The sequence below is a fragment of the Bradyrhizobium huanghuaihaiense genome (assembly GCF_025200885.1).
Taxonomy (GTDB): domain Bacteria; phylum Pseudomonadota; class Alphaproteobacteria; order Rhizobiales; family Xanthobacteraceae; genus Bradyrhizobium; species Bradyrhizobium huanghuaihaiense.
Map to the genome: position 1 here is coordinate 6678224 of NZ_CP104172.1, position 22804 is coordinate 6701027.

Here is a 22804-nt window from a genome sequence, read left to right on the forward strand (position 1 = left end):
GATGAGGGGGAGCCTCCGCGCGTTCGGTGAGAATTGGACTCGCGGAGAGTCCCCCTCACCCGGATCGCATCTCCGATGCGATCCGACCTCTCCCCGCAAGCGGGGCGAGGTGAAGAGGAGCGCTATCGATGCGGATCGGGATAGGCCAAGCTGCGCCAGCCGCTGCGGTCGAACGGGCGCCACTGGCCTTCCTTCTGCGCAAGCCGGTCGGCGACTGCGTAGACCGCGGCGGGATGATGGCCCATGCCGCAATGGCTGCTCTCGATTTCGATGCTCTCGGTCTGCGCGCCCGACTTTTCCATACAGCCCTGCCAGGCGCAGACGCCGTCGGTGCGGCTGAAGATGGCGGTGGTCGGCACCGGCGGCGGCACGGCGAGCTCACCGCCGAAGCGGGGATCGACCTCGTCGGCCTTGCGGCCGCTCGCCCATTCATAGATCCGCCAGGCATTGGTCGAACGGTGATCGCCCGCGAACGGGCTGCCGAGCGTGATGACCTGGCGCACACGCTCGGGCATCATCTTGGCGAGCTGGCGCGCGTAGAGGCCGCCGAGGCTCCAGCCGACCAGGCTGATCTTGCGGCCGTGCGTGTCGCTCAGCTCCTCGACCAGATCGACCATCGCGTGCTGCACGCCGGGGCGCAGGCCGTAATTGCGGCCCTGGCGCCAGCCGCTCACCGCGTAGCCCTTGCTGGTCAGGAACGAGCGCAGCGCGCGCGTGGACGCATCGGAAGCCACGAGGCCCGGCAGCACCAGCACCGGATGCCCGTCCCCGCGCGGCGCGAGGCTCAGCAGCGGCAGTGCGCCGAGGAACGCGCCGAACTCGTGGATCGCGCGCCCTTCCAGAAACATCAGGGTACGGGACGGCGGACGCAGCGTCTGGGCAGTAGCGGTCATCAAGATTTCCCCTGAGAAGGCGCCGGCTGCGATGCCGGCAAATGGGCATGAATTCCAATACGCCGGCTTCGCGAACGTTCCGCAGCGCAACATGAATCAGCTAGGCGGCCGGTTCCGCATATTCAAGCGGGAGAGACGATGGCCGACAATAGGCCCGCGCGTTAATGCTAACGGCCGTGACGCAAAAGTCACAGCCATCGGAGCAGGAATTCTACGGAGTAGAGCGCGAGCCCGGCGAGCCCGCCGATCAGCGAACCGTTGAAGCGGATGTATTGCAGGTCGCGGCCGATGTTAATTTCGATCAGCGAAATCAGCTGCGTCATATTCCACGCCTTGACCTGGTCAGAGATGAAGGTGGAGACGCCGCTCTTCTGATCGGCGACGAAGCTGCGCAGCACGGTCACCAGGCCCTTGTTGATCTCACCCCGCAGCTCGGCATCGCCGGCGAGCGCCTCGCCTGCCGAGACGAACATGCCGGCGAGATGATGCTGCAGCACCTGCGTCTCGCCGCTCGCGCTGCGCTCGATGAAGGCGCGCGTATTGGCCCAGACGGTGCGGGCGAGATCGGCAAGCTCCGGCCGCGCCAGCAGGTCGCGCTTCAAGCCGTCGATGCGGTCGATATAAGCCTGATCGGTGCCGAGACGGTCGACGAAGTTCAGCACCATGCGGTCGAACTCGCCGCGGAACGGATGCTTGGGATCGCTGCGCACCTCGTTGAAGAAAGCCGTGGCGGAGGCGACGATCTTGTTCACCAGAAACTTGTCGGCGCGATAGAGATTGAGCAGGGTCGGCAACTCCGCGCGCACCTTCTCGCGGATCATCGCCATCGTCTCGTTCTGGTTCAAGGTCTCGTGCATCACGCGCAAGAGATCGTCGAACAGGATCTGGTGCCGCCCCTCCGCAACGAAGCCGCGCAGCGTGCCGGCCGCGAGCGGGGCGAGGTCGATCGCCTGGAGCTGCGAGGACATGCGGCGGATGATGAAGGTCATCAGGCCGGAGCTTTCCGTCGCGGACACCGCCTCCGGCAAGAGGCGCAGCGCGAAGCGCGCGAGGTCATCGCTGCGCTTGCGGTCGCGTAGCCAGTCCGCGACGAAGGAGCCGAAATCGATCTCATTCAGTTTGGCCTCGACGGGACCGGCCTCGAGGAAATGCACCTGGATGAACTCGCCGAGCTTGTCGGCGATGCGGGCCTGGTTGCTCTGGATGATCGCGGTGTGTGGGATCGGCAGGCCGAGCGGCCGCTTGAACAGCGCGACCACCGCATACCAGTCGGCGAGGCCACCGATGGTCGCAGCTTCCGCGAAGGCGGCAATGAAGCCGAACACGGGATGCACTGGCAGCAGCCATTTCGCGACGATGAAGAGCAGAAGCGTCGAGGCGAGGACCAGCGTCGCCAGCGCCTTCACGCGGCGCAGCTCGGCCGCACGTTCGGCATCGCCGGGGGTGTCGAAGGAGAAGGTGGCGGGTGCGTTCATGGCGAATGGGAGACTACGTCATTCCGGGGCGATGCGAAGCATCGAACCCGGAAGCTCGAGATTCTCAGGTGCGCAAGGGCGCCCCGGAATGACAGTCACGATGACGGCAGCGCAAACCAAACAAAAGGCCCGCCGAAGCGGGCCTCAAATTCAGTTGCTACTCAGACAGCCAAATCAGGCGGTCTTGTTGTAGACCTTGGCAAAGTTGTCCTGGGCGGACTTCGCACCGTTGGCGGCGAGCTTGCCGAGATAGTCGGTGGTCGCCTTGGCGCGCGAGACGAACGCTTCGCCGCGGGAGCGGAGCAGGCTCGACTGGATCTCGACGGCTTCGCTGAACGACTTGGCGGACGCGAGCTTGTCGATGCCCGAGAAGAACGCCTCGGCGTCCTCGTAGATCGCCTGCTGGATGTTGCGGCTGATCTTGCCGGCCTCGGTAACGGACTCGGTCACCGCGTTCTCGACGGCGGCGGTCACGCGCTCGGAGCCAGCGAACACCTCGGCAGCACGGTCCTTGGCGGTGTTGGCGGTCTTCTTGACGAACTCACGGGCGGCCTCGGGAACTTCCAGGTTCTGGATGTTCTTGAAAGCGTCCTTGAAGCCCTCGAAAGCGGTGTTGGTTTCAGTGGTCATGGGGTTCTCTCCATCCTCATTGGGTTGAGCTATGGGCTCACCCCGTCCGCATTGGCCCGGGGCACGGCTTATATGGCACGGTTAATTGTGCGACGCAATATTCGTATTGCAGTGCGATATCACGAAATCGTGAACAGCCTTAGCGGCAGGCATCGTGATGCCTCCCTAGCCAATTGCCCCGCGATCGGCCCGATTTGGACCTAACGCTGGGCGGCCGCCTCAGTGCTGGACCGCGCCTGGCAGCCCGTAGGCCTCCATCTGGGCCTGGACCTGCGCGATGTTGTGGCCGAGCACGACGATGTCGTGGGTCTTGCCGTCGACGTCCCGGACATGATCCCGCAGCAGCGCTTCGGCCTTGAAGCCGAGACTCTCGAACAGGGCGATGGCCGCCTGCTGGTCGACGGTCATCTGAACCGAGAGCTTTTCCAGGCCCGCCCCGAGCGCGAAGGCAAAGGTCTCCTGCGACAGCGCCTTGCCCACGCCCTGGCCGCGGACCTCAGGCGAAATGACCATCCGGATCTCGCCGACATGGGGCGACCAGGAGTGCGGATCGCGCACCAGCGTGCCGCAACCGACGACCTTGCCGTCCCTGACCGCGAGCAGGCTCGTGATCGCACCCCGCTCGATCTCCTTGACCCAGGCCGACAGCACCTTGGGCTCGCTGATGTTGCGCGGCAGGAACAACAAGTCATGGGTCGGCAGGCCCTTGCCGAACGCCAGCACGGCGGCCTCGTCCGCGGGCGACATCAAACGGATCTCGATATCGCCGGCGTCGGTCTTGACGTGGCGCGGATAGGAACGCTGCTCGCTCATGTCGATCTCTTCCCCAGCCAGGAATCCAGTTTCGGCCACAGCCGCTTTACCGCATTGGCGCCGGCGACAAGCGAGACGTGACCGCCCTTCAACATCACCTCTTCCTTGTCCGCCGACCCGATCTTGGCGATCAGGTGCTTTGCGGCGTCATAGGGCACGATGTGGTCGTGCTCGGCGACCGCGTGCAAGATCGGCACCTTGATGTTCTCGAGCCTGGCCGCACGGCCGCCGACCGACATGGTGCCGTTGAACAGCTTGTTGTCCCACATCAGGTCCTTGGTGATGGCGCGGAAATACTCGCCGGCCAGCGGCAGCGTGTCGGTCGCCCAGCGGTCGAACATCCGGTACGACTTCACGAATTCGTCGTTCCAGATGTTCTCCCAGAGCTGGATCTGGCTCACCGTGCGCGAGGCCGGCCGCAGCATCTCGAACGAGGACAGGATCATCTCCGGTGGCACGTTGCCGACGCTGTCGACGAGGTGGTCGACGTCGAAATAGCGGCGGTCGGAGAAATTCGAGAACAGCTTCATCTCGCGGAAATCGATCGGCGTGGTGAAGCAGATCAGGTTCTTCATCGGCCCGTCCTGGTGGATCGAGCCGTAGAGCAGCGACAGCACGCCGCCGAAGCAATAGCCGATGACGGAAACGTCCTTCTCGCCCGAATCCTGCTGCACGCGGCGGACGCAATCCGGGATGAAGTCGAGGACGTAGTCCTCCATCCGCAGGCTCTTCTCCTCCGGCCGCGGCGCGCTCCAATCGAGCATGTAGACGTCGTAGCCGCGCTTCAGCAGAAACTCGATGAAGCTCTGGCCGGGCACGAGGTCGAGAATGTAGCCGCGGTTGGTGGTCGCCATCACGATCAGCACCGGCACGCGGTAGATCTCGTCCGACATCGGACGATAGTGGTAGAGGCTCATGGTGCCGCGCGAATGCAGCACGTCCTTCGGCGTCGAGCCGAGCGAAGGGCCCGAGCTCGAGAAATACTCGACGCCCTTGATGCTGCGCTGGATTGCGCGCTGCACCTCGGACTGGATGCGCTCCGGGATGGACGCGAAATCAAGTGCCGCCGGCGCGTTCATGTCTGTCCTCCGTTTTCGGAGGGCGGACGTTTCGTCCGCGGCGGCCGCGGCGCAGCATCGAAGCTTTGCGAGATTCCGGAACTTGCCGCGATCTGGCTCAGCATCGACTTCATCTCGCCGATCTGGCCTTCAATGGATTGCAGCCGTTCCGCGAGCGCCGTCACCTGCTCGCGGCTCGGCAGATTCATCGTGACGAGATATTTCTCCATGAGCTCGCCGAGCTGCTTCTGAGCACCTGCAGCAACGCCGCCCGCCCGGTTCAGCGCTTGAGAAAACTCTGGCGACGACATGGCCTGGTTGGCGAAGGAGTTGAACCCCTTCTCCATCTCACCCATCATCTTCTGCCACATGGCGACGGGGTCATTGGTCTTGTCGGTCATCGGCGTCCTCCTGGTATCGAGAGCTGCGACGCCCTTCTTTTTCGCCATACCACACCGTTGCGCGGGGCCGGTCAACCGGCAAGCGGCGGACGCGTCGTCGCGCATGCGCTTCTTTGCGGCGGCAAACCGTGCGATACAGCAGCGATCAGCAGGAGGGACCCGTGACCGCCCATCAGCCGCCCCAGACCGTCCGCGCCAACGGCATCGACATCTGTTACGAGATCTTCGGGAACGACAACGCCGAGCCGCTGCTGCTCATCATGGGTCTGGGCGCGCAGATGATCCATTGGGACGATGCGTTCTGCGAGCAGCTCGCCACGCACGGCTTCCGAGTGATCCGCTTCGATAATCGCGACATCGGCAAGTCGAGCCATCTCACCGGCGGCAAGCGCCTGACGCCGCTCGAGCTGCTGAAGCTGCGCTTCCTGCGGATTCCCGTGGCCGCGACCTACAAGCTGATCGACATGGCCAAGGACACGGTCGGCCTGATGGATGCGCTCGGCATCAAGTCGGCGCATCTGGTCGGGGCATCCATGGGCGGCATGATCGCGCAGGAGGTGACGCTGTCGTTTCCGCAGCGCGTGCGCTCGTTGACCTCGATCATGTCGACCACGGGCAACCCGCGCATACCGCCGCCGACCCGCGAAGCCGCGGCGATGCTGATGGCGCCGCCGCCGCGCAGCAAGGAGGAGTTCATGGTCCGCTTCGGCCAGACCTGGAAGGTGCTGCGCGCAGGCTCCTTTCCGGAAGAGGAAGCGCTCGACCCTGACCGTGCCGAGCGCGTGTTCGCGCGCGGGCTCAATCCGGCCGGCGTCGGCCGCCAGCTTCGCGCCGTGCTTGCCTCCGGCAGCCGCAAGGAGCGGCTGCACGCCGTGACGGCGCCCACGCTCGTCATTCACGGCACCGTCGATCCGCTGGTCCATCCCGAAGGCGGCAAGGACACGGCGGCGTCAATTCCGAACGCAAAGCTGTTGATGATCGCGGGCATGGGCCACGCGCTGCCGATGCGCTTCTGGCCGGAGATCATCGGCGCCATCGACAAGCACGCGCGTGGCGCAGCGGCGCGGGCGGCGTAGACTCGCGGGCGGTCTCTCCGCGGTGACCATGTGAGCTGCCGGTGACTGTCTTAACGGAAGCCGGCACGAAAGCTATAGAGGCCTCCCTCGATCACAAAAGAGGCTACGGCCTCTCGGAGCTCACATGCATCTCATCGTCCGCCCGGTCGCCATGATTGCGGCTTCCATTCTCATGCTGTTCCTCGGCAACGGCGCCGCAATCGCCGGCAGCGCGCAGGAAGAAGCCAATCGCACTGCTGTGCTCGCCTTCTACGAGAAGGGCCTCAACCAGAAGGACGCCGATGCAGCCATCGCCTATATCGGCAACCGCTATGTGCAGCACAATCCAAATGCCGCCGATGGCCCGGACGGCTTCCGCAAGTTCATCGGCTTCCTCCGTGAAAAGTTTCCGAACTCGCACAGCGAGATCAAGCGCAGCTTCGTGGACGGCGACTACGTCATCCTGCACGTCCACTCCGTTCGCGAGCCCGGCGCCAGGGGCCGCGCGATCGTCGACATCTTCAAGCTGGAGAACGGCAAGATCGTCGAGCACTGGGACGTCGTTCAGGAGATTCCTGAAAATTCGGCGAACGGCAACACGATGTTCTAGCCGGGAGACGTAGCCCGGATGGAGCGCAGCGTAATCCGGGACCACCTTCCGCCGATCGACTGTCCCGGATTGCGCTGCGCTCCATCCGGGCTACAGAAGCCGCCTAACCCTTCCTTGCCATCCAGATCACATGGCGCGCGCCGCCGCCCCTTCCGGTGGCCCGGACGTTGACTTCGTTCACATCGAAGCCGGCGGTCCGAAGGCGCCTGGTGAATGCCGGATTGGGTCCTGACGACCAGACAGCGAGCACGCCGCCCGGCCGCAGCGCAGTCTTGGCCGCCGTCAACCCGCTCGCATTATAGAGCGTATCATTGCCCTTCCGGGTCAGCCCCTCCGGTCCGTTGTCGACGTCGAGCAGAATGGCGTCGAACGCCGACCGCTGCGCCCGGATGATCTCGCCGACATCGATTTCGCGGATGCTCACCCTGGCATCATCGAGGCTCTCGCCGAAGACTTCCGCCATCGGCCCTCGCGCCCAGGCGACGACCGACGGGACCAGCTCGGAGACCACGATCTTCGCCTTAGGCCCGAGCACGGCCAGCGCCGCGCGCAGCGTAAAGCCCATGCCGAGGCCGCCGATGAGGATGACGGGCTTAGCGACCTTCTCGATCTGCTTTGCCGCGAGCGTCGCCAGCGCCGCTTCCGAGCCCGACAAACGGCTGTTCATCAGCTCGTTGCTGCCGAGCTTGATCGAGAACTCCTTGCCCCGCCGCATCAGGCGGAGCTCTTCGTCGGAGCCGGGGATCTTGGCGGTGTCGATCTTTTCCCAGGGAATCATGAGCGAGCTTTAGGACGATTTGGCTCGTAGCCCGGGTGGAGCGAAGCGCAATCCGGGAAACGCTCTCGTGAGGAAAGACCGCCCCGGATTTCGCTACGCTCCATCCGGGCTACAAGAACGCGCCTTGGGCTACCCACCCGCCCAGACGTCGAGCACATAGCGGTTCTTCGTGCCCATCTCCTCGATCCACCGGGCGCCGGCGACGGCATCGCTGCCGCTCTTCTCGCCATGGATCGCGACCAGCGCGGCCTTCACGTCGGGCTCCATTTTCCCGCCATCGCCGCAGACATAGATGATCGCGCCCCGCTCGATCAGCGGCCAGACCTTGTCCTTTTGTGCGGCGAGCACATGCTGCACATAGGTCTTCGGTCCGTCCGCGCGCGAGAACGCGGTGAACAGCTCGGCAATGCCGGCTGCCGCCAGCGCTTTCAGCTCGTCCGCGTAGAGAAAATCCTGATCGGGATGGCGGCAGCCGAAGAACAGCATGGCCGGACCGAGCGTGGTCCCCTTCGCTTTGCGCGCCGCGCGCTCCTGGAGGAAGCCGCGGAACGGCGCAAGTCCGGTGCCGGGGCCTATCATGATGATCGGCACGGAGGAATCATCCGGCAGCCGGAAGCCCGCCTTGGTCTCGCGCACGGTGGCATAGATCGTATCGCCCGCGCGGCGATTGGCGAGATAGTTCGAGCAGATGCCTTTGTAGACACCGCGCCCGGACGCGGCCGGCCCCGCGACCACGCCGACCGTGACGCTGCATCGCACCGGGTCGACCGACGGCGAGGACGAGATCGAGTAATAGCGCGGCGCCAGCAGAGAGAGCATTTCCAGATAAGCGTGGAACGGCAATTCGCAGGCCGGATATTCCAGCAGCAGGTCGAACACGGATTTGCGCCTGGACAAAATCTCGGTGCGATACCGCTCGAGCGTTTCAGGCTCCTCGCCGACAAAGCCCAGCAGCTTCGGCTTGGTGACGGGGCAGCGGGTGTGATCGGCCATGATCTGGATCTGCTTGCGGGTCGCGACCTGCTGCAGTTCGACGAACTCGCTGAGCAGGCGTCCGACCGAAACGGCATCCCCCACCGGCAATTGCGCGCGCCGCCCTTCGGCGACCTGCAGCCTGATCTGGTCGGCCGGCAGGAAGCCGAAACGGCGGGCGACCGAATCCACCAGCGTCGGATCGTTGCGCGGGACGACGCTCAAATGATCGCCGACGCGGTAGGTGATCTTGGACGGCAGCTGCACCTCGATGTGGCGCGTCGAACGCTCCGACGGATTGGGGCCGCTCTTGTTCTGGAGCTCGTCGTTGACGAACACCTTCATCGCCACCGCGCCGCCCTGGGCGACGATGGTGTTGACGGCGGTCACCGCGACCGGCTCGATCGCGTAGAGCGGATCGTCTTCCGCCGTGCGGGTGAAATTCCAGTCGATGCCGAATTCCTTGGTCGCGACCTGGGCTGCCGCCGGGAACCATTTCTGAAACTGTCCATCGAGATCGCTGCGCGCATCGCCCTCGCCGCGCGGATACACCGCGCGGGCGCCGTGCTTCGACAATTGCTCGTCGATGAAGCGCGGCACCGATTGATAGGTCGCCGCCCAGTCGCTGTTGCCGCAGCCGAACACGGCGTAGCGCACGCCGGCAAAGGCCTCCTTCGGCAGGTCGTCGCCAAGCCATTTGACGAACTGCGTCGCATTGTCGGGCGGCGCGCCGTTATAGGAGGCGCAGATGATCAGCACGCCGCCCTCCTGCGGCAGCTTGCCAACGTAGTCGTCGAGCGGCCCGAGATGCACGGCAAAGCCGTTGATCTCCGCGAGGTCCGCCATGCGCGTCGCGAGCTCCTCGGCGGTGCCAAGATTGGAGCCGTAGAGCACCAGCATCGGCGTGTTGTGGCCGGGCCGCGTGGTGGGCTGGCGCTGCGTCTTTGGCGTCGCAGCCGCTGCGACAGGTCCGCCATAGGCGCCGCGCTCGCGGTCGGCACGCGGACGCACCTTGATCTTGAAGCCCTCCGGCTTCATCGTCAGCGTTTCCTTCAAGTGCATCTGGTAGCGCTGGTGATCGATCAGCTTGAAGCGCTGCAGGATCATGCCGAGCGCAAGCGCGGCCTCGTGCATGGCAAAGCCCCGGCCGATGCAGGCGCGCTGGCCGTTGCCGAACGGCTTCCAGGCATTGATCGGCCGTTTTGCTTCCGCCTCGCGGCTGAAATTCTCGGGATCGAAGGCATCGGGATTTGGACCCCAGACGCTGGGATCACGATGCAGCGCCGTCACCAGGATGGTGACGAAAGTGCCCTTCCTGAGCATGTACTTGCCGCCGCCGATGGTCTCGTCCTGCAGCGGCGAGATGCCATAGGCCGGCGCGGGCGGCCACAACCGCAGCGCCTCTTTGAGGATCTGCGTGATGTAGGTGAGCTGAGTCACCTGCTGGTAGGTCGGCTTCGCATTGACGTCAGGGCCGAAGACGCGGTCGACCTCGTCATAGGCCTTCTTGAGAATGTCCGGATGCTTGAGCAGTGCATAGAGCGTGTAGGACAACAGGCCGCTGGTGGTCTCGTGCCCCGCAATCAGGAAGGTGTTGATCTGGTAGCGGATGTTGACGTCGTCGAGCTGCTCGCCGGTCGAGCGGTCGACGCCGGTCATCATCGCAGCGAGCATGTCCTTCTTGTCGTCGATCCCCTCCGCGCTCTTGCGGCGCTCGGCGATGATCTCGTCGACCATCTTGTTCATGAAGGCGACGTCTTCCGCGAGCGTCTTGCGCCGCTTCTGCATCCAGAGCTGCTCGAACGGCAGGCCCCGCGTCATCATGATGGTTTCGAGCGAACGCACCAGGGACTCGACGAAGGGATGGTAGTCGCGCCGGTAGAACGAATTGAAGCGATAGTCGAAGCCGCACAGGCCGATCGTATCCAGCGTCAACGCGGTCATGTCATGGACGACGTCGATCTCGTCATCGGCGTTGAGCCGCTCCCACTTCTGGACGAGTTGGTCGGCGATGTCGACCATGCTCGGGTGATAGGACTGCATGGCGCGGTTGCCGAACGGCTGCAGCAGGATGTTGTGGGCCTTGCTCCAGTTCGGCTCCCTGGTATCCGCGGTGAACAGGCCGTCGCCGCCGACCGCACGCACGCGCCTGAGCGCGCCGCGCACCGTCTTGTCGAAACGCTTCTCGTCAGAGAGCTCGTCGACGAGATCGTGGCCGGAGACGACGACGATCGGCGAGCCCATCATGTCGAGCCAGAAGATCGGACCGAGCTCCTTGGCGAGCCGCGTCAGGTGCTGCACGGGCGCCGCCGAATCCAGCGACAGCATATTGCCGACCACCGGCTTGGTCGGCGGCTGCGGGATCGGGTCCAGTCGATTCTTGGATGACGACATTAAATGCGCTTCCCCCTGCCTCGATATTCAACGTCGTCATTGCGAGGAGCCCTTGCGACGAAGCAATCCAGAGTGTCTCCGCGGACGCATTCCTGGATTGCTTCGCTTCGCTCGCAATGACGAGCTAGCCAAACCGCCTTCTACGCCATTCGATCAGCTTGGCGCTGACCTCTTCCGGCTTCTCCTGCTGCGTCCAATGGCCGCTGTCCTTCACCAGGTACTTCTCGAGGTCGGCGATCAGCTTTTCCATCCCGTCGGCCGCAGACGGCGGCAGCACCGCGTCGTTCTCGGCCATGATCATCAATGACGGCACGTGGATGTGATGATCCAGCCCCTTCGCGCGCTCCCAATTGCGGCTGAAGTTGCGATACCAGTTGATGCCGCCCGTGAAGCCGGTTTCCGAGAACGTGTCGACGAACACCTTCTTCTCCTCCGCCGACAGGATCGGCGTGCGCGGATCATGTCTGGCGTCGTAATTCGCGATCATCTGCGGAAACGCCAGGTTGATGCGGGGCGAAGCACCGATGCCGGCAATCGGCTGCTCCTCGGGCGCACCCGGAGGGCGCGCGGCCGGCTTGCGCATGAAGGCATCGAAGGTCTGCTCGACACGGCTGCTGAAGATCTTGTCCGGTCCGCGCGCGGGATCCTGGAACTGGACGATATACATATGGTCGCCAAAACGCTGGCGGAACAGCGCGATCGGGTCGATCGGCGCGCGATCCCAGTGCGGGGTGTTGACGCCGACGACGCCGGCGACGCGCGTGGGATGCCGCAGCGGCATCTGCCAGACCACGAAGCCGCCCCAGTCGTGGCCGACGAAGATCGCCTTGTCGATTCCGAGGTGATCGAGCAGCCCGACGAGGTCGCCGGTCAGATGCTCCATGTCGTAGTCCTCGACCGGCTCGGGCCGGTCGCTCGCGCCATAGCCGCGCTGGTCGGGCGCGATCACGCGGATACCGGCTTCGCCGAGCGCCTTGATCTGATGACGCCAGGAGAAGGCAAGCTCGGGCCAGCCGTGGCACAGAACCACCGGCGGCTTGTCGTCGGCCGGGCCCGCTTCGTAATAGCCCATGCGGATTCCGTTCGTCTGCGCGAACTTGAGCGGCGGCATTTCAATCATTGCAACACTCCTACTCGGCAGCACCCTTGATGTCCGCCGACGGCGGCATGTAGGCCGCCTCCAGCGCGGCGAACTCCTCGGGCAGCATGTCGCACATCACCTGCACGTGCGGAATGATGTTGGCACCGACGATGAAGCCGAAATCGAGCTGGTCGCGATAGCTCTGCACGGTGATGTTGAGCGCCTGCCCGTGCGTCGAGATCGACACCGGGAAGATGTGCAGCAACTCCGCGCCGGCTGCGTAGAGCGTCTGCCGCGGCCCGGGCACGTTGGACACGGTGATGTTGGCGGCTGGCGGCAGCACGTCGGAGAGATTCGAGCGGCTGTAGAGCAGCGCCAGGATCTGCACCATGATCGGCGCGCCCAGCATCGAGATGTTGGAGACCTGGGGCATCAGCGCGCGCAGCGGATGCGACATCTCCTTGGACTTGGTCGATTGCGCGATGATCGCCTCCAGCCGCGCCTTGGGATCGTCGATGTTGGTCGCGATCGCGCAGATCATGCCGAACACCTGGTTGTTGGCCTCGGTGTTGCCCTCCTCGCGCAGCGAGATCGGCACCGCGGCGGTCAGGGATTTCGCCGGCAACGTGCCATATTGCTGCAGATAGCGGCGGACCACGCCGGAGGCGAGTGCCAGCACGACGTCGTTGAGCTTGCCGCCGGCCTGCTTGGCCAGCGCCTTCGCCCGCGACAGCGAAATCGACACGCCGGCAAAGCTGCGTTCCGACGAGATCGTCTTGTTGAGCATGGTCGGCGGCGACACCATGCTGGCGAGGCTCTCGCGCGACTTCGGATCGGCGACCTTGCCGAGCACATCGGACACGCTCTTGAGCACGGTCGGGATGTTGCCTGCGAAGCGCACCGCGCTCTCGATCTGGTACATCGCGTTGTCGAACAGGATCGAGCCGATATCGCTCTTGCCGGTGCGCGGCAACTGCAGGTTCTTCGCCGCTTGCGAAGCATCGAGCGGCTGGCTGAACAGCTGCTGGTAGGAATCGAGCAGGTTCGCGGCGATGTCGCGCGGCTCCTGGCCGGGCTTGGTGCCTCCCGTCGGCGGCTCGACCTTCCGCGGGATCGGCGAGATGTCGTAGATCATGTTGGTCAGCGCCGCACCGGCGCCGCCGTCGATCGCGGCATGGTGCATCTTGGAATAGAGCCCGACCTCGTTGTCCTTCATGCCCTCGAACACGTAGAACTCCCAGAGCGGGCGGGCGCGGTTCAAGAGCTTGGCATGCATCCAGCCGACGATGCGCTCCAGCGTGGCGCGGTCGCGCGGCTGCGGCAGGCTGGCGCGGAAGATGTGACGGTCGATATCGAACTGGTCGTCCTCGACCCAGGAGGGATGGTCGATGTCGAGCGGCGCCTTCTCCAGGCGTGCTTTCAGGATCGGAGCGATGTGCAGGCGCGAGACGATCATCGCCTTGAAGTCTTCGAAGAAGTCGCCCTTGTAGTCGTCGGGCAGGCGGAAGATCGCCATGCTCCCGACATGCATCGGCATCTCCGGCGTTTCCAGATACAGAAATGACGCGTCCAGCGACGACAGCTTCTTACCGTCAGCCATAGTTCCCTCCCGAATATTCGACGGGCGCCTTGGCGGCGCTTCTCGTCAGGCCGATACTGCCCGCTCCGGCGGGGCATATGCAATGGCAAAGGGCCCCGCCCGGTCAAATGGCCAGAACTCTCCCTCCGGTTGCGCCAGGCGGTCCGCCACGGCCCACAGCACCGCGGGGTTCACGCCGAGCCCGATATGGCTCGCCAGGTGCACCTCGATGTTCTCGGCGCGGTCGGAGGGATGCAACAGGCACGTCCGCCAGTTCACGACACCGTCGGCGCGCGAATAGATCGACGTCGCCGGCACCGGCAGTTCGCCGGCGATCGCTTCGCGCGCTTCCGCGAAATCCTCGACCCGCTCGCCGGACAGCGCCTCGTAGAGTCGCGTGGCGTTGGTCGCGCGCACGTCGTTGGCAAAAGGGCTGCCGAGCGTGACGACGTAGCGAACCATGTCGGGCGCCCGAAGCGCGAGATCGCGGGCATAGACGCCGCCGAGACTCCATCCGACCAGGCTGACCTTGCGCCCGGTCGCGGCATGGATTTCGGCGAGACGCGTGCGCAATACCTCCCGCATCCGCTCCAGCCCGCCGAGATTGCGGCCCATCCTCCAGGCGTGTGCCTCGTAGCCGAGCTCACTGAGATAGCGCCGCAGCGGCGCCATCGAAAGATCGCTGGCGAGAAAGCCCGGCAGCGCCAGCACCGGATGGCCGTCGCCTTTGGGCGCACGCATCAGGAGCGGCGAGAGCAGCAGGCTCGCGTTGAACTCGAACAGTCCACGGGCTTCGGCCAGCAGCAGGCCGAGAGCCGGCGGACGAAGCCGGCCTGGATCCTGCGCTCCGTCCCGCCCGGACTGCACTATTTCTTCTTGTCGCTGCTGCGCGGGCTGCCGAGACCGGCCATGGTGACGAACATGTCCTGAAACCGCTCGGCGATCTTGGGATCGAAGGTGAACCAGCTCTGGATCAGCGATTCCGGGGAGACCTTCTCGATGTTGCTCAGGACCTGCTGCTGCAGCTTGTCCATCACCGCCGTCTGCATCGGCGCCACGTCGGGCAATCCGAAGAACTGGCGGGCCTCGAGGGGGGTGCAGTCGATTTCGATGTTAACCTTCATGTCCCCTCCGGATGAGATTCGAGCGGCCTGCTGGCAGTATCACCGCGACACGGTGTGCAACGCAAGCGACCTGAGGGGAAGCGGCTAGGACCGGCTTCCGCAATCGACGGGTATGGTCAATCAAATCGCCCGGCCGCGACCGCAGCGGACGACTGAAATGCCGGGGGCCGGCAGGCCCATGTCCCTGCTTCCGGAGACTTCACAGGTCGAAAGTCGAATGTCGTTCGCGCACCGGCCTCCCCTAGATTGCCGGGCAGCATTGCTGCACAGCGGTGCAACTTGGCGCGTTCCTTGCTGGAATGGCGCTTGCACGGGTCGTGAACTCTGGGTAACATGGATCAGTCAGCCCCGCCGAACAATCAAAAATCACCGGCGTGGCATGTGGAGAGGGTCAAGAATGTCAGTCGGTCGAAGTCTGTTTGCGGCGACGCTCGCCGGTACGCTTGCGTTGGCGGTCTCGCCGGCGTCGAGCCAGACGCTACGTTATGCCAACCAGGGTGACCTGAAGTCGCTCGATCCCTATACGCTCAACGAGAGCACCACCCACGCCCATCTCGGGCACGTCTATCAAGGCCTCACCGCGCGCGACAAGGACCTCAAGATCATCCCGGCGCTGGCAGAAAGCTGGGAAACTCCGGAGCCGACCCGCTGGCGCTTCCATTTGCGCAAGGGCGTGAAGTTCCACAACGGCGATCCATTCACCGCCGACGACGTGGTGTTCTCCGCCGATCGCGTCCGCAAGAAGGGGTCGAACATGCAGACCCGCCTTGCGCCCGACGTCAAGGTGATCAAGGTCGACGACTACACCGTCGATTTCGTCCTGTCCTCGCCCAATCCCATCCTGCTTAACTCGTGGGATGTCTGGTACATCATGGACAAGAAATGGGCCGAGGAGAACAACGTCGTCGATCCGACGCCGGTGGCGGCGACCACGCCGAGCTACGCCTCGCTCCATGAGAACGGCACCGGTCCCTTCATCATCGAGAGCCATCAGCCCGGTGTGAAGACGGTGTTCAAGGCCAATCCCAACTACTGGGGCAAGGTTGAAGGCAATCTGAAGGAGATCATCTTCACCCCGATCTCCTCCGACGCCACCCGCGTCGCCGCCCTGCTCTCGGGCGAAGTCGACGTCATCGAGCCGGTTCCGATCCAGGACATCTCCCGCGTCGACTCCAGCCCGAATGCCCAGGTGCTGAAGGGGCCGGAGCTGCGCACCATCTTCATCGGCTTCGACCAGATGCGCGATGAGCTGCTCTACTCCAACATCAAGGGCAAGAACCCGTTCAAGGACGCCCGTGTCCGCGAGGCCTTCTACAAGGCGATCGACATCGAGCTGATCAAGACGCGCGTGATGCGCGGGCTGTCGACGCCGTCGGCACTGATGATCGCGCCGGAGCTGTTCGCACTGTCCAAGAGCTTCACGCGGCCGAAATTCGATCCTGACGGCGCCAAAAAGCTGCTGACCGAGGCCGGCTACCCCGACGGCTTCGAAGTCACCATGGACTGCCCGAACGATCGTTACGTCAACGACGCCGCGATCTGCCAGGCCGTGGTCGGCATGCTTGCCCGCATCGGCGTCAAGATCAACCTGCTGGCGCAGCCGAAGGCGCAGTACTTCGCCAAGGTGCTCAAGCAGGGCGGCTACCAGACCTCGTTCTACCTGCTGGGCTGGACCCCGAGCACGATGGATTCCCACAACGTGCTCTACGACATCATGGGCTGCCGCGACGATGCGAAATCCTCGCGCGGCGAGGCCAATCTCGGCGGCTACTGCAACAAGGAGTTCGACGCCCTCACCGACAAGGTGCTGGTCGAAACCGACACCGAGAAGCGCAACCAGCTGATCAAGGAGGCCTACGAGATCGGCATCAAGGACTGGTCCTACATCCCGCTGCACCAGCAGGCTCTGGCCTGGGGCGTATCGAAGAAGGTCAACCTGCCGCAGCGCGCCGACAATCTCGTCATGTTCCACTGGGCGACCAAGAAGGAATAGCGTTATTTGAACACGAGGTCCCGGCAGCGTCAGGCTTCCGGGACCTTTCCTCTTCCGGCTGACAAGGACGTCGGCCGTACGCACACCCAAGGAAAGTGGAAGGCATGCTCGCTTTCACGCTTCGCCGCGCCGTTCAGGCCATCGGCGTCATGTTCGCCGTCGGCATCATCGCGTTCTCGATGTTCCGTTTCGCCGGCGACCCCGTCAACCAGATCGTCTCGATCGACACCTCGGCGGCGGAGCGCGCGATCGTGCGCAAGTCGCTCGGCCTCGACGATCCCGTGCCGGTGCAGTTCGTGCGCTATTTCGCCGATGCCGCGCAGTTCAAGTTCGGCGTCTCCTACCAGTTCCGCCAGCCGGTCTCGGCGCTGCTCAGCGAGCGCATGCCCGCGACGCTGGAACTGGCGATCTGCGCGACCGTGTTTGCGATGGTGTTCGGCATCCTGATGGGCGTTTATTCCGCGCTCAAGCGCGACACCGTGCTCGCCAAATTATTCCAAGCGGTCTCGTTGATCGGCATCTCGCTGCCGACCTTCCTGATCGGCATCCTGCTGATCTATCTGTTCGCGGTGACGCTGGGCTGGCTGCCCTCGTTCGGCCGCGGCGAGGTGGTGAAGCTCGGCTGGTGGACGACGGGCCTGCTCACGCTGTCGGGCCTGAAGGCGCTGATCATGCCCTCGATCACGCTCGGCCTGTTCCAGATGACCCTGATCATGCGGCTGGTGCGCGCGGAGATGCTGGAGGTGCTGCGGACCGACTATATCCGCTTCGCCCGCGCGCGGGGGCTGACCACCCGTGCGATCCATTTCGGCCACGCGCTGAAGAACACCCTCATTCCCGTGATCACCGTGGCCGGACTGCAGTTTGGCTCGGTTATTGCATTTTCAATCATCACCGAAACCGTGTTCCAGTGGCCGGGCATGGGACTTCTGTTCGTCCAGGCCGTGCAAAACGTCGATATCCCGATCATGGCCGCCTATTTGCTGATGGTCTCGCTGATCTTCGTCACCATCAACCTGGTGGTCGATATCCTCTACACCGTGGTCGACCCGCGCCTGCGCGCGACGGTTGGCCGCGCCACGTAAGGCAGCCTGCATGTCCGACGCAGTCGTCTCCAATTCCGATCGGCAGAGCACGCAGCCGCCCCACGCCCGCAGCTGGCTCAGCCGCGCGCTCGACAGCGACGTGTTCTATTCGTTCCGCCGCTCCAAGCTCACCATGGTTGCGGCCGCCATCACGGTCGTGTTCTTCCTGCTTGCGATCTTTGCATCCGTGCTTGCGGTGCAGAACCCGTTCGATCCGGCGCAGCTCCAGTTGATCAACTCGCGGATCTCGCCGCTGTGGACCGCCGATGGCCAGAGCCCGTTCCTGCTTGGCACCGACGAGCAGGGCCGCGACGTGTTCTCCGCGATCCTTTACGGCATGCGCATCTCGCTCGCCGTGGGCGTTGCCGGCGTGATCTTCGCCGGCGCCCTCGGGATCGCGCTCGGCCTGATCGCCGGCTATTTCGGCGGCGCCGTCGACGGCGTCATCATGCGGATTGCCGACGTGCAGCTCACCTTCCCCGCCATCCTGATCGCGCTGCTGGTCAATGGCATCGCGAAGTCGATCCTCGGCAACCGGCTGGACGCCACCAGCATGCTGTTCGTGCTGGTGATCTCGATCGGCCTCAGCTTCTGGGTCGGATATGCCCGGACCGTGCGCGGCTCAGTGATGGTCGAGAAGAACAAGGACTACGTCGCCGCCGCGCAGCTGATCGGCCTGCCCGCGCCGAAGATCATGCTGCGCCACGTGCTGCCGAACACGATGGGCCCGATCCTGGTCATCGCCACGATCAACCTCGCGCTCGCCATCATCACGGAGGCGACGCTGTCCTTCCTGGGCGTCGGCCTGCCCGATACCATGCCCTCGCTCGGCACGCTGATTCGGATCGGCAACAACTATCTGTTCGCCGGCGAATGGTGGATCGTCGCCTTCCCCGGGCTCGCGCTGGCCGCGCTGATCCTGTCGATCAACCTGCTCGGCGACTGGCTGCGCGACGCGCTCAACCCGAAGCTTCGATGAGTACGCCTCGCCCATGACCGAACCCGTTCTCTCCGTGCGTAATCTCCAGGTCGAGTTCGCCTCCCGCCGCGGCACGCTGCGCGCCATCGACGACGTCTCCTTCGACATTGCCAAGGGCGAGGTGCTCGGTGTGGTCGGCGAATCCGGCGCCGGCAAATCCGTCACCGGCCTCGCGGTGATCGGCCTGATCGATCCGCCCGGCCGTATTGCCGGCGGCGAGATCCGCCTCGCAGGCATGCGCATCGACAATCTGCCGCCGGAGGAGATGCGCCGCGTCCGCGGCAAGCGCATCGGCATGATCTTCCAGGATCCCCTGACATCGCTCAATCCGCTGTACAAGGTCGGCGACCAGATCGTGGAGACGATCCGGACCCATCTCAATCTGTCCGAATCCGCCGCCCGCCGCCGCGCCATCGACCTGCTCGCCGAGGTCGGCATTCCCGCGCCGGAAAAGCGTATCGACGGCTATCCCCACGAATTCTCCGGCGGCATGCGCCAGCGCGTGGTGATTGCGCTCGCGATCTGCGCGGAGCCCGAGTTGATCATCGCGGACGAACCGACCACCGCGCTCGACGTTTCCGTGCAGGCGCAGATCATCTCGCTGATCAAGCGGCTCGGCCGCGACCACGGCACCGCCGTGATGCTGGTGACCCACGACATGGGCGTGATCGCGGAAACCTCGGACCGCGTCGCGGTGATGTATGCCGGACGCGTCGCCGAGATCGGCCCGGTGCAGGACGTCGTGAAGAACCCGTTGCATCCCTATGCCAAGGGCCTGATGGGCGCGATCCCGACGCTTGCCGGCGAAGACAAGCGCCTGGTGCAGATTCCGGGCTCGATGCCGCGCCTGTCGGCGATTCCGCGCGGCTGCTCGTTCAACCCGCGCTGCGCCTTCGCGTTCGATCGTTGCCGTGTCGAGCGGCCGGAGCCGCTGCCGCGCGGCGCGCAATCGGTCGCCTGCCATCTCTACGACACCATGCCGGCGGAGAGCGCGGCATGAGCACGCCATTCGTCCAGGCCACAAATCTGCGTCGCGTCTTCGACGTCTCAAAACCTTGGCTCAACCGCGTGCTCGAGGGCGGGCATCTCGAATATCTCAAGGCGGTCGATCACGTCTCCTTCGAGATCAGGAAGGGCGAGACCTTTGCCCTGGTCGGCGAATCCGGCTCGGGCAAGACCACGGTGGCGCGGATGGTGGTCGGCCTGTTGCCGCCGACTTCCGGCGACGTGCTGATCGACGGCGTCTCGATGGGCGATCCCAGGCAGGCCCTCGCGCGGCGCAAGCTGCGCCGCCGCATCCAGATGATCTTCCAGGACCCCTATGCGAGCCTGAACCCGCGCTTCCGCGTCGATGCCATCATCTCCGAGCCGATCCGCGCCTTCGACCTGATCCAGGGCGAGCGCGACATCCAGGCCCGCGTCGGCGAGTTGCTCAGCCTCGTCGGCCTGCATCCCGACGACCGGCTGAAATTTCCGCACGAGTTCTCCGGCGGCCAGCGCCAGCGCATCGCAATTGCGCGCGCGCTCGCATCCGACGCCGAATTCATCGTTTGCGACGAGCCGACCTCGGCGCTCGACGTCTCCGTGCAGGCGCAGATCCTCAATCTGATGCGCGATCTCCAGGACAAGTTCGGCCTGACCTACATGTTCATCAGCCACAACCTCGCCGTGGTCCGCCACATGGCGAGCCGCGTCGGCGTGATGTATCTCGGTCGTATCGTCGAGATCGCGGAGGGACGCGAGCTGTTTTCCCGGCCGCGCATGCCCTACACCAAGATGCTGCTGGGGGCCGTGCCTGACCTCGCGATGAGCGGCCGTCAGCGCATTCCGGTGAAGGGCGAGATCCCGAACCCGATCAATCCGCCGCCCGGCTGCGCCTTCAATCCGCGCTGCCCGCTGGCGTTCGATCTCTGCCGCAAGGAAACGCCGGAACTGATCGACGGCGTCGCCTGCCACGCAGTCAACACCGCGCCGGTCCCGGCGTGACGCGCGCGTGCCATGCAGCCTGCGCATTGGCGGCGCGGCATCGGCTGTGATCAATTGCGCGCGCCGGAAATAAGGTGGTGAAGTCCCATGGGCAGCAATATCAATCCCGATCCGTTCACGACGAGGCCCGAGATCGAGGGCACGTTCGGGGTCGTCGCCACCACGCACTGGATCGCGACCGCCGTCGGCATGGGTATTCTGGAAAAGGGCGGTAACGCCTTCGATGCCGGCGTTGCGACGGCCTTCACGCTTCAGGTGGTCGAGCCGCATCTGAACGGTCCCGGTGGCGATGTCCCTGTTATCGTGCACGACGTCAAGCGCGGCCGCACCGAGGTGATCTGTGGCCAGGGTCCGGCGCCGGCGCGTGCGACCATCGCGCATTACAAGAGCGAAGGCCTCGACATGGTGCCGGGCACCGGCCTGCTCGCCGCCTGCGTCCCCGGCACCTTCGAATCCTGGATGATGCTGCTGCGCGACTACGGCACGATGCGCGTGCGCGATGTGCTGGAGCCCGCGATCTCCTACGCCCGCGACGGCTATCCGCTGGTCGAGCGCGCCTGCGCCACGATCCAGACCGTCGAGCAGCTCTTCCGCAAGCACTGGCCGACATCGGCCGCGGTCTATCTTCCGAACGGTGAAGTGCCGAAGCCCGGCACGCTCTTCACCAACAAGACGCTTGCTGCGACCTACGCCCGGATCCTGAGCGAAGCCGAAAGCGGCGGCGGTGGCCGCGATGCCGAAATCGAGCGCGCGCGAAAGGCGTGGTCGCAGGGCTTCGTCGCCGAAGCTATCGACAAGTTCTGCCGGACGCAGGAGGTGATGGACGTCAGCGGCTCGCCGCATCGCGGCGTGCTCTCCGCCGACGACATGGCACGCTGGCAGCCGACGGTCGAAGAACCCCTCACCTATGATTACGGCCGCTACACCGTCTGCAAGGCCGGCGTCTGGAGCCAGGGCCCGGTGACGCTGCAGCAGCTTGCACTCTTGAAGGGCTTTGCGCTCGACGGGCTCGATCCGACCGGGCCGGAGTTCATCCATCTCCAGATCGAATGCGCCAAGCTCGCCTTCGCCGACCGCGAAAAATTCTACGGCGATCCCAAATTCGGCGAGATCCCGATCGCGACGCTGCTGTCGGATGCCTACAACGACGAGCGCCGCAAGCTGGTCACCGAGAAGGCTTCGCTCGATCTCCGGCCCGGCACGGTCGAGGGCTTCGGCGGCGTGGTCAAGCTGCGCCGCGCTGAGGGCCAACGTGAGGCCGTTGGCGCGCTCGGCGCCGGTGAACCAACCGTCGGGCGCTTCGGCGAGGTGCGCGGCGACACTGTGCATTTCGACATCATCGATAAGGCTGGCAACATGGTGTCCTCGACGCCTTCAGGGGGCTGGCTGCAATCCTCGCCGGTCATTCCCGAACTGGGCTTCTGCCTCGGCAGCCGCGCACAAATGTTCGATTTGGAGGAGAACCAGCCGGGCTCGCTCGCCCCGGGCAAGCGGCCGCGCACGACGCTGTCGCCGACCATGGCGTTGCGCGACGGCGAGCCCTACCTCGCCTGGGGCTCGCCCGGCGGCGATCAGCAGGACCAGTGGATCACGCAGTTCTTCCTGCGCCACGTCCACTGCAATCTCAATCTCCAGGAGGCGATCGACGCGCCGGCCTGGCATTCCGAGCATTTCCCGATCTCGTTCTGGCCCCGCACCGCGCGGCCCGGCGTGCTCGTGGTCGAGAACCGCGTGCCGAAGGCGACGATCGAGAATTTGCGCGAACGCGGGCACATCGTCGAGGTCGGCCCAGACTGGTCGGAAGGCCGCCTCACCGCGGCCTCGCGCGTCGGCGTACGCCGGCGCGCCGCCGCCAATCCGCGCGGCATGCAGGGCTACGCCGCAGGACGCTGAAGGCA

Annotated in this window: 20 protein-coding genes; 8 read left to right on the forward strand and 12 right to left on the reverse strand. The window is 64.8% G+C overall.

The window, feature by feature from the left end:
- Window positions 1-122 precede the first annotated feature (122 nt).
- From N2603_RS31540 to N2603_RS31565, 6 genes are all read right to left on the reverse strand, one after another.
- Window positions 123-893 carry an alpha/beta hydrolase gene (locus N2603_RS31540; RefSeq protein ID WP_260385202.1) on the reverse strand — a complete coding sequence of 257 codons (771 nt, stop codon included), beginning with the start codon at window positions 891-893 and terminating at the stop codon, window positions 123-125.
- 188 nt (window positions 894-1081) lie between these two features.
- Window positions 1082-2368: a DUF445 domain-containing protein gene (locus N2603_RS31545; RefSeq protein ID WP_260385203.1), complete on the reverse strand. Its 1287-nt coding sequence runs from the start codon at window positions 2366-2368 to the stop codon at window positions 1082-1084.
- Between the two features lie 174 nt (window positions 2369-2542).
- Entirely contained in the window at window positions 2543-2998 is a 456-nt protein-coding gene (locus N2603_RS31550) for a phasin (protein ID WP_011085671.1), read from the reverse strand.
- Between the two features lie 219 nt (window positions 2999-3217).
- A complete protein-coding gene (locus N2603_RS31555) occupies window positions 3218-3811 on the reverse strand; it encodes a GNAT family N-acetyltransferase (protein ID WP_260385204.1) in 594 nt (197 codons plus the stop codon).
- Window positions 3808-4890 (reverse strand): PHA/PHB synthase family protein, encoded by a 1083-nt coding sequence (locus N2603_RS31560; RefSeq protein ID WP_260385205.1) that lies wholly within the window; start codon window positions 4888-4890, stop codon window positions 3808-3810. Before N2603_RS31560 ends, N2603_RS31555 begins: the two co-directional genes overlap by 4 nt.
- Complete coding sequence (locus tag N2603_RS31565; RefSeq protein WP_026312832.1) at window positions 4887-5270, reverse strand: hypothetical protein; 384 nt, start codon at window positions 5268-5270, stop codon at window positions 4887-4889. The genes N2603_RS31560 and N2603_RS31565 overlap by 4 nt, the downstream gene beginning before the upstream one ends.
- A gap of 161 nt (window positions 5271-5431) precedes the next feature.
- On the opposite strand from N2603_RS31565, the gene N2603_RS31570 reads away from it, so the two are divergent.
- A complete protein-coding gene (locus N2603_RS31570) occupies window positions 5432-6346 on the forward strand; it encodes an alpha/beta fold hydrolase (protein ID WP_260385206.1) in 915 nt (304 codons plus the stop codon).
- A 124-nt stretch (window positions 6347-6470) separates the two neighbouring features.
- A complete protein-coding gene (locus N2603_RS31575) occupies window positions 6471-6935 on the forward strand; it encodes a nuclear transport factor 2 family protein (RefSeq protein ID WP_260385207.1) in 465 nt (154 codons plus the stop codon).
- A gap of 103 nt (window positions 6936-7038) precedes the next feature.
- On the opposite strand, the gene N2603_RS31580 is transcribed toward N2603_RS31575, so the two are convergent.
- From N2603_RS31580 to N2603_RS31605, 6 genes are all read right to left on the reverse strand, one after another.
- On the reverse strand, window positions 7039-7713 hold the full coding sequence (locus tag N2603_RS31580) for a polyamine aminopropyltransferase (protein ID WP_260385208.1): 675 nt from the start codon (window positions 7711-7713) through the stop codon (window positions 7039-7041).
- 129 nt (window positions 7714-7842) lie between these two features.
- Window positions 7843-11079, reverse strand: coding sequence for a bifunctional cytochrome P450/NADPH--P450 reductase (locus N2603_RS31585; protein ID WP_260385209.1), 3237 nt, complete (start codon window positions 11077-11079; stop codon window positions 7843-7845).
- A gap of 124 nt (window positions 11080-11203) precedes the next feature.
- Window positions 11204-12199 carry an alpha/beta fold hydrolase gene (locus tag N2603_RS31590; RefSeq protein WP_260385210.1) on the reverse strand — a complete coding sequence of 332 codons (996 nt, stop codon included), beginning with the start codon at window positions 12197-12199 and terminating at the stop codon, window positions 11204-11206.
- A 10-nt stretch (window positions 12200-12209) separates the two neighbouring features.
- Window positions 12210-13760 (reverse strand): WS/DGAT/MGAT family O-acyltransferase, encoded by a 1551-nt coding sequence (locus N2603_RS31595; RefSeq protein WP_260385211.1) that lies wholly within the window; start codon window positions 13758-13760, stop codon window positions 12210-12212.
- A gap of 45 nt (window positions 13761-13805) precedes the next feature.
- Complete coding sequence (locus N2603_RS31600) at window positions 13806-14606, reverse strand: esterase/lipase family protein (RefSeq protein ID WP_260385212.1); 801 nt, start codon at window positions 14604-14606, stop codon at window positions 13806-13808.
- Entirely contained in the window at window positions 14606-14863 is a 258-nt protein-coding gene (locus tag N2603_RS31605; RefSeq protein ID WP_018648137.1) for a DUF6489 family protein, read from the reverse strand. Before N2603_RS31605 ends, N2603_RS31600 begins: the two co-directional genes overlap by 1 nt.
- Before the next feature lie 397 nt (window positions 14864-15260).
- Between N2603_RS31605 and N2603_RS31610 the strand changes: the two genes are divergently transcribed.
- The 6 genes from N2603_RS31610 to N2603_RS31635 all read left to right on the forward strand — a co-directional run bounded on the left by N2603_RS31610 (window position 15261) and on the right by N2603_RS31635 (window position 22799).
- The gene (locus N2603_RS31610; protein WP_260385213.1) at window positions 15261-16856 is read left to right on the forward strand and encodes an ABC transporter substrate-binding protein; all 1596 of its coding nucleotides are present in this window, start codon (window positions 15261-15263) and stop codon (window positions 16854-16856) included.
- 104 nt (window positions 16857-16960) lie between these two features.
- Window positions 16961-17941 (forward strand): ABC transporter permease, encoded by a 981-nt coding sequence (locus N2603_RS31615; RefSeq protein WP_026312834.1) that lies wholly within the window; start codon window positions 16961-16963, stop codon window positions 17939-17941.
- 10 nt (window positions 17942-17951) lie between these two features.
- Entirely contained in the window at window positions 17952-18920 is a 969-nt protein-coding gene (locus N2603_RS31620; protein WP_260385214.1) for an ABC transporter permease, read from the forward strand.
- A 13-nt stretch (window positions 18921-18933) separates the two neighbouring features.
- Window positions 18934-19920 (forward strand): ABC transporter ATP-binding protein, encoded by a 987-nt coding sequence (locus N2603_RS31625; protein ID WP_260385215.1) that lies wholly within the window; start codon window positions 18934-18936, stop codon window positions 19918-19920.
- Entirely contained in the window at window positions 19917-20906 is a 990-nt protein-coding gene (locus N2603_RS31630) for an ABC transporter ATP-binding protein (protein WP_018648142.1), read from the forward strand. Before N2603_RS31625 ends, N2603_RS31630 begins: the two co-directional genes overlap by 4 nt.
- Window positions 20907-20993: 87 nt before the next feature.
- A complete protein-coding gene (locus tag N2603_RS31635) occupies window positions 20994-22799 on the forward strand; it encodes a gamma-glutamyltransferase family protein (protein ID WP_260385216.1) in 1806 nt (601 codons plus the stop codon).
- The last annotated feature ends 5 nt before the right edge of the window (window positions 22800-22804 follow it).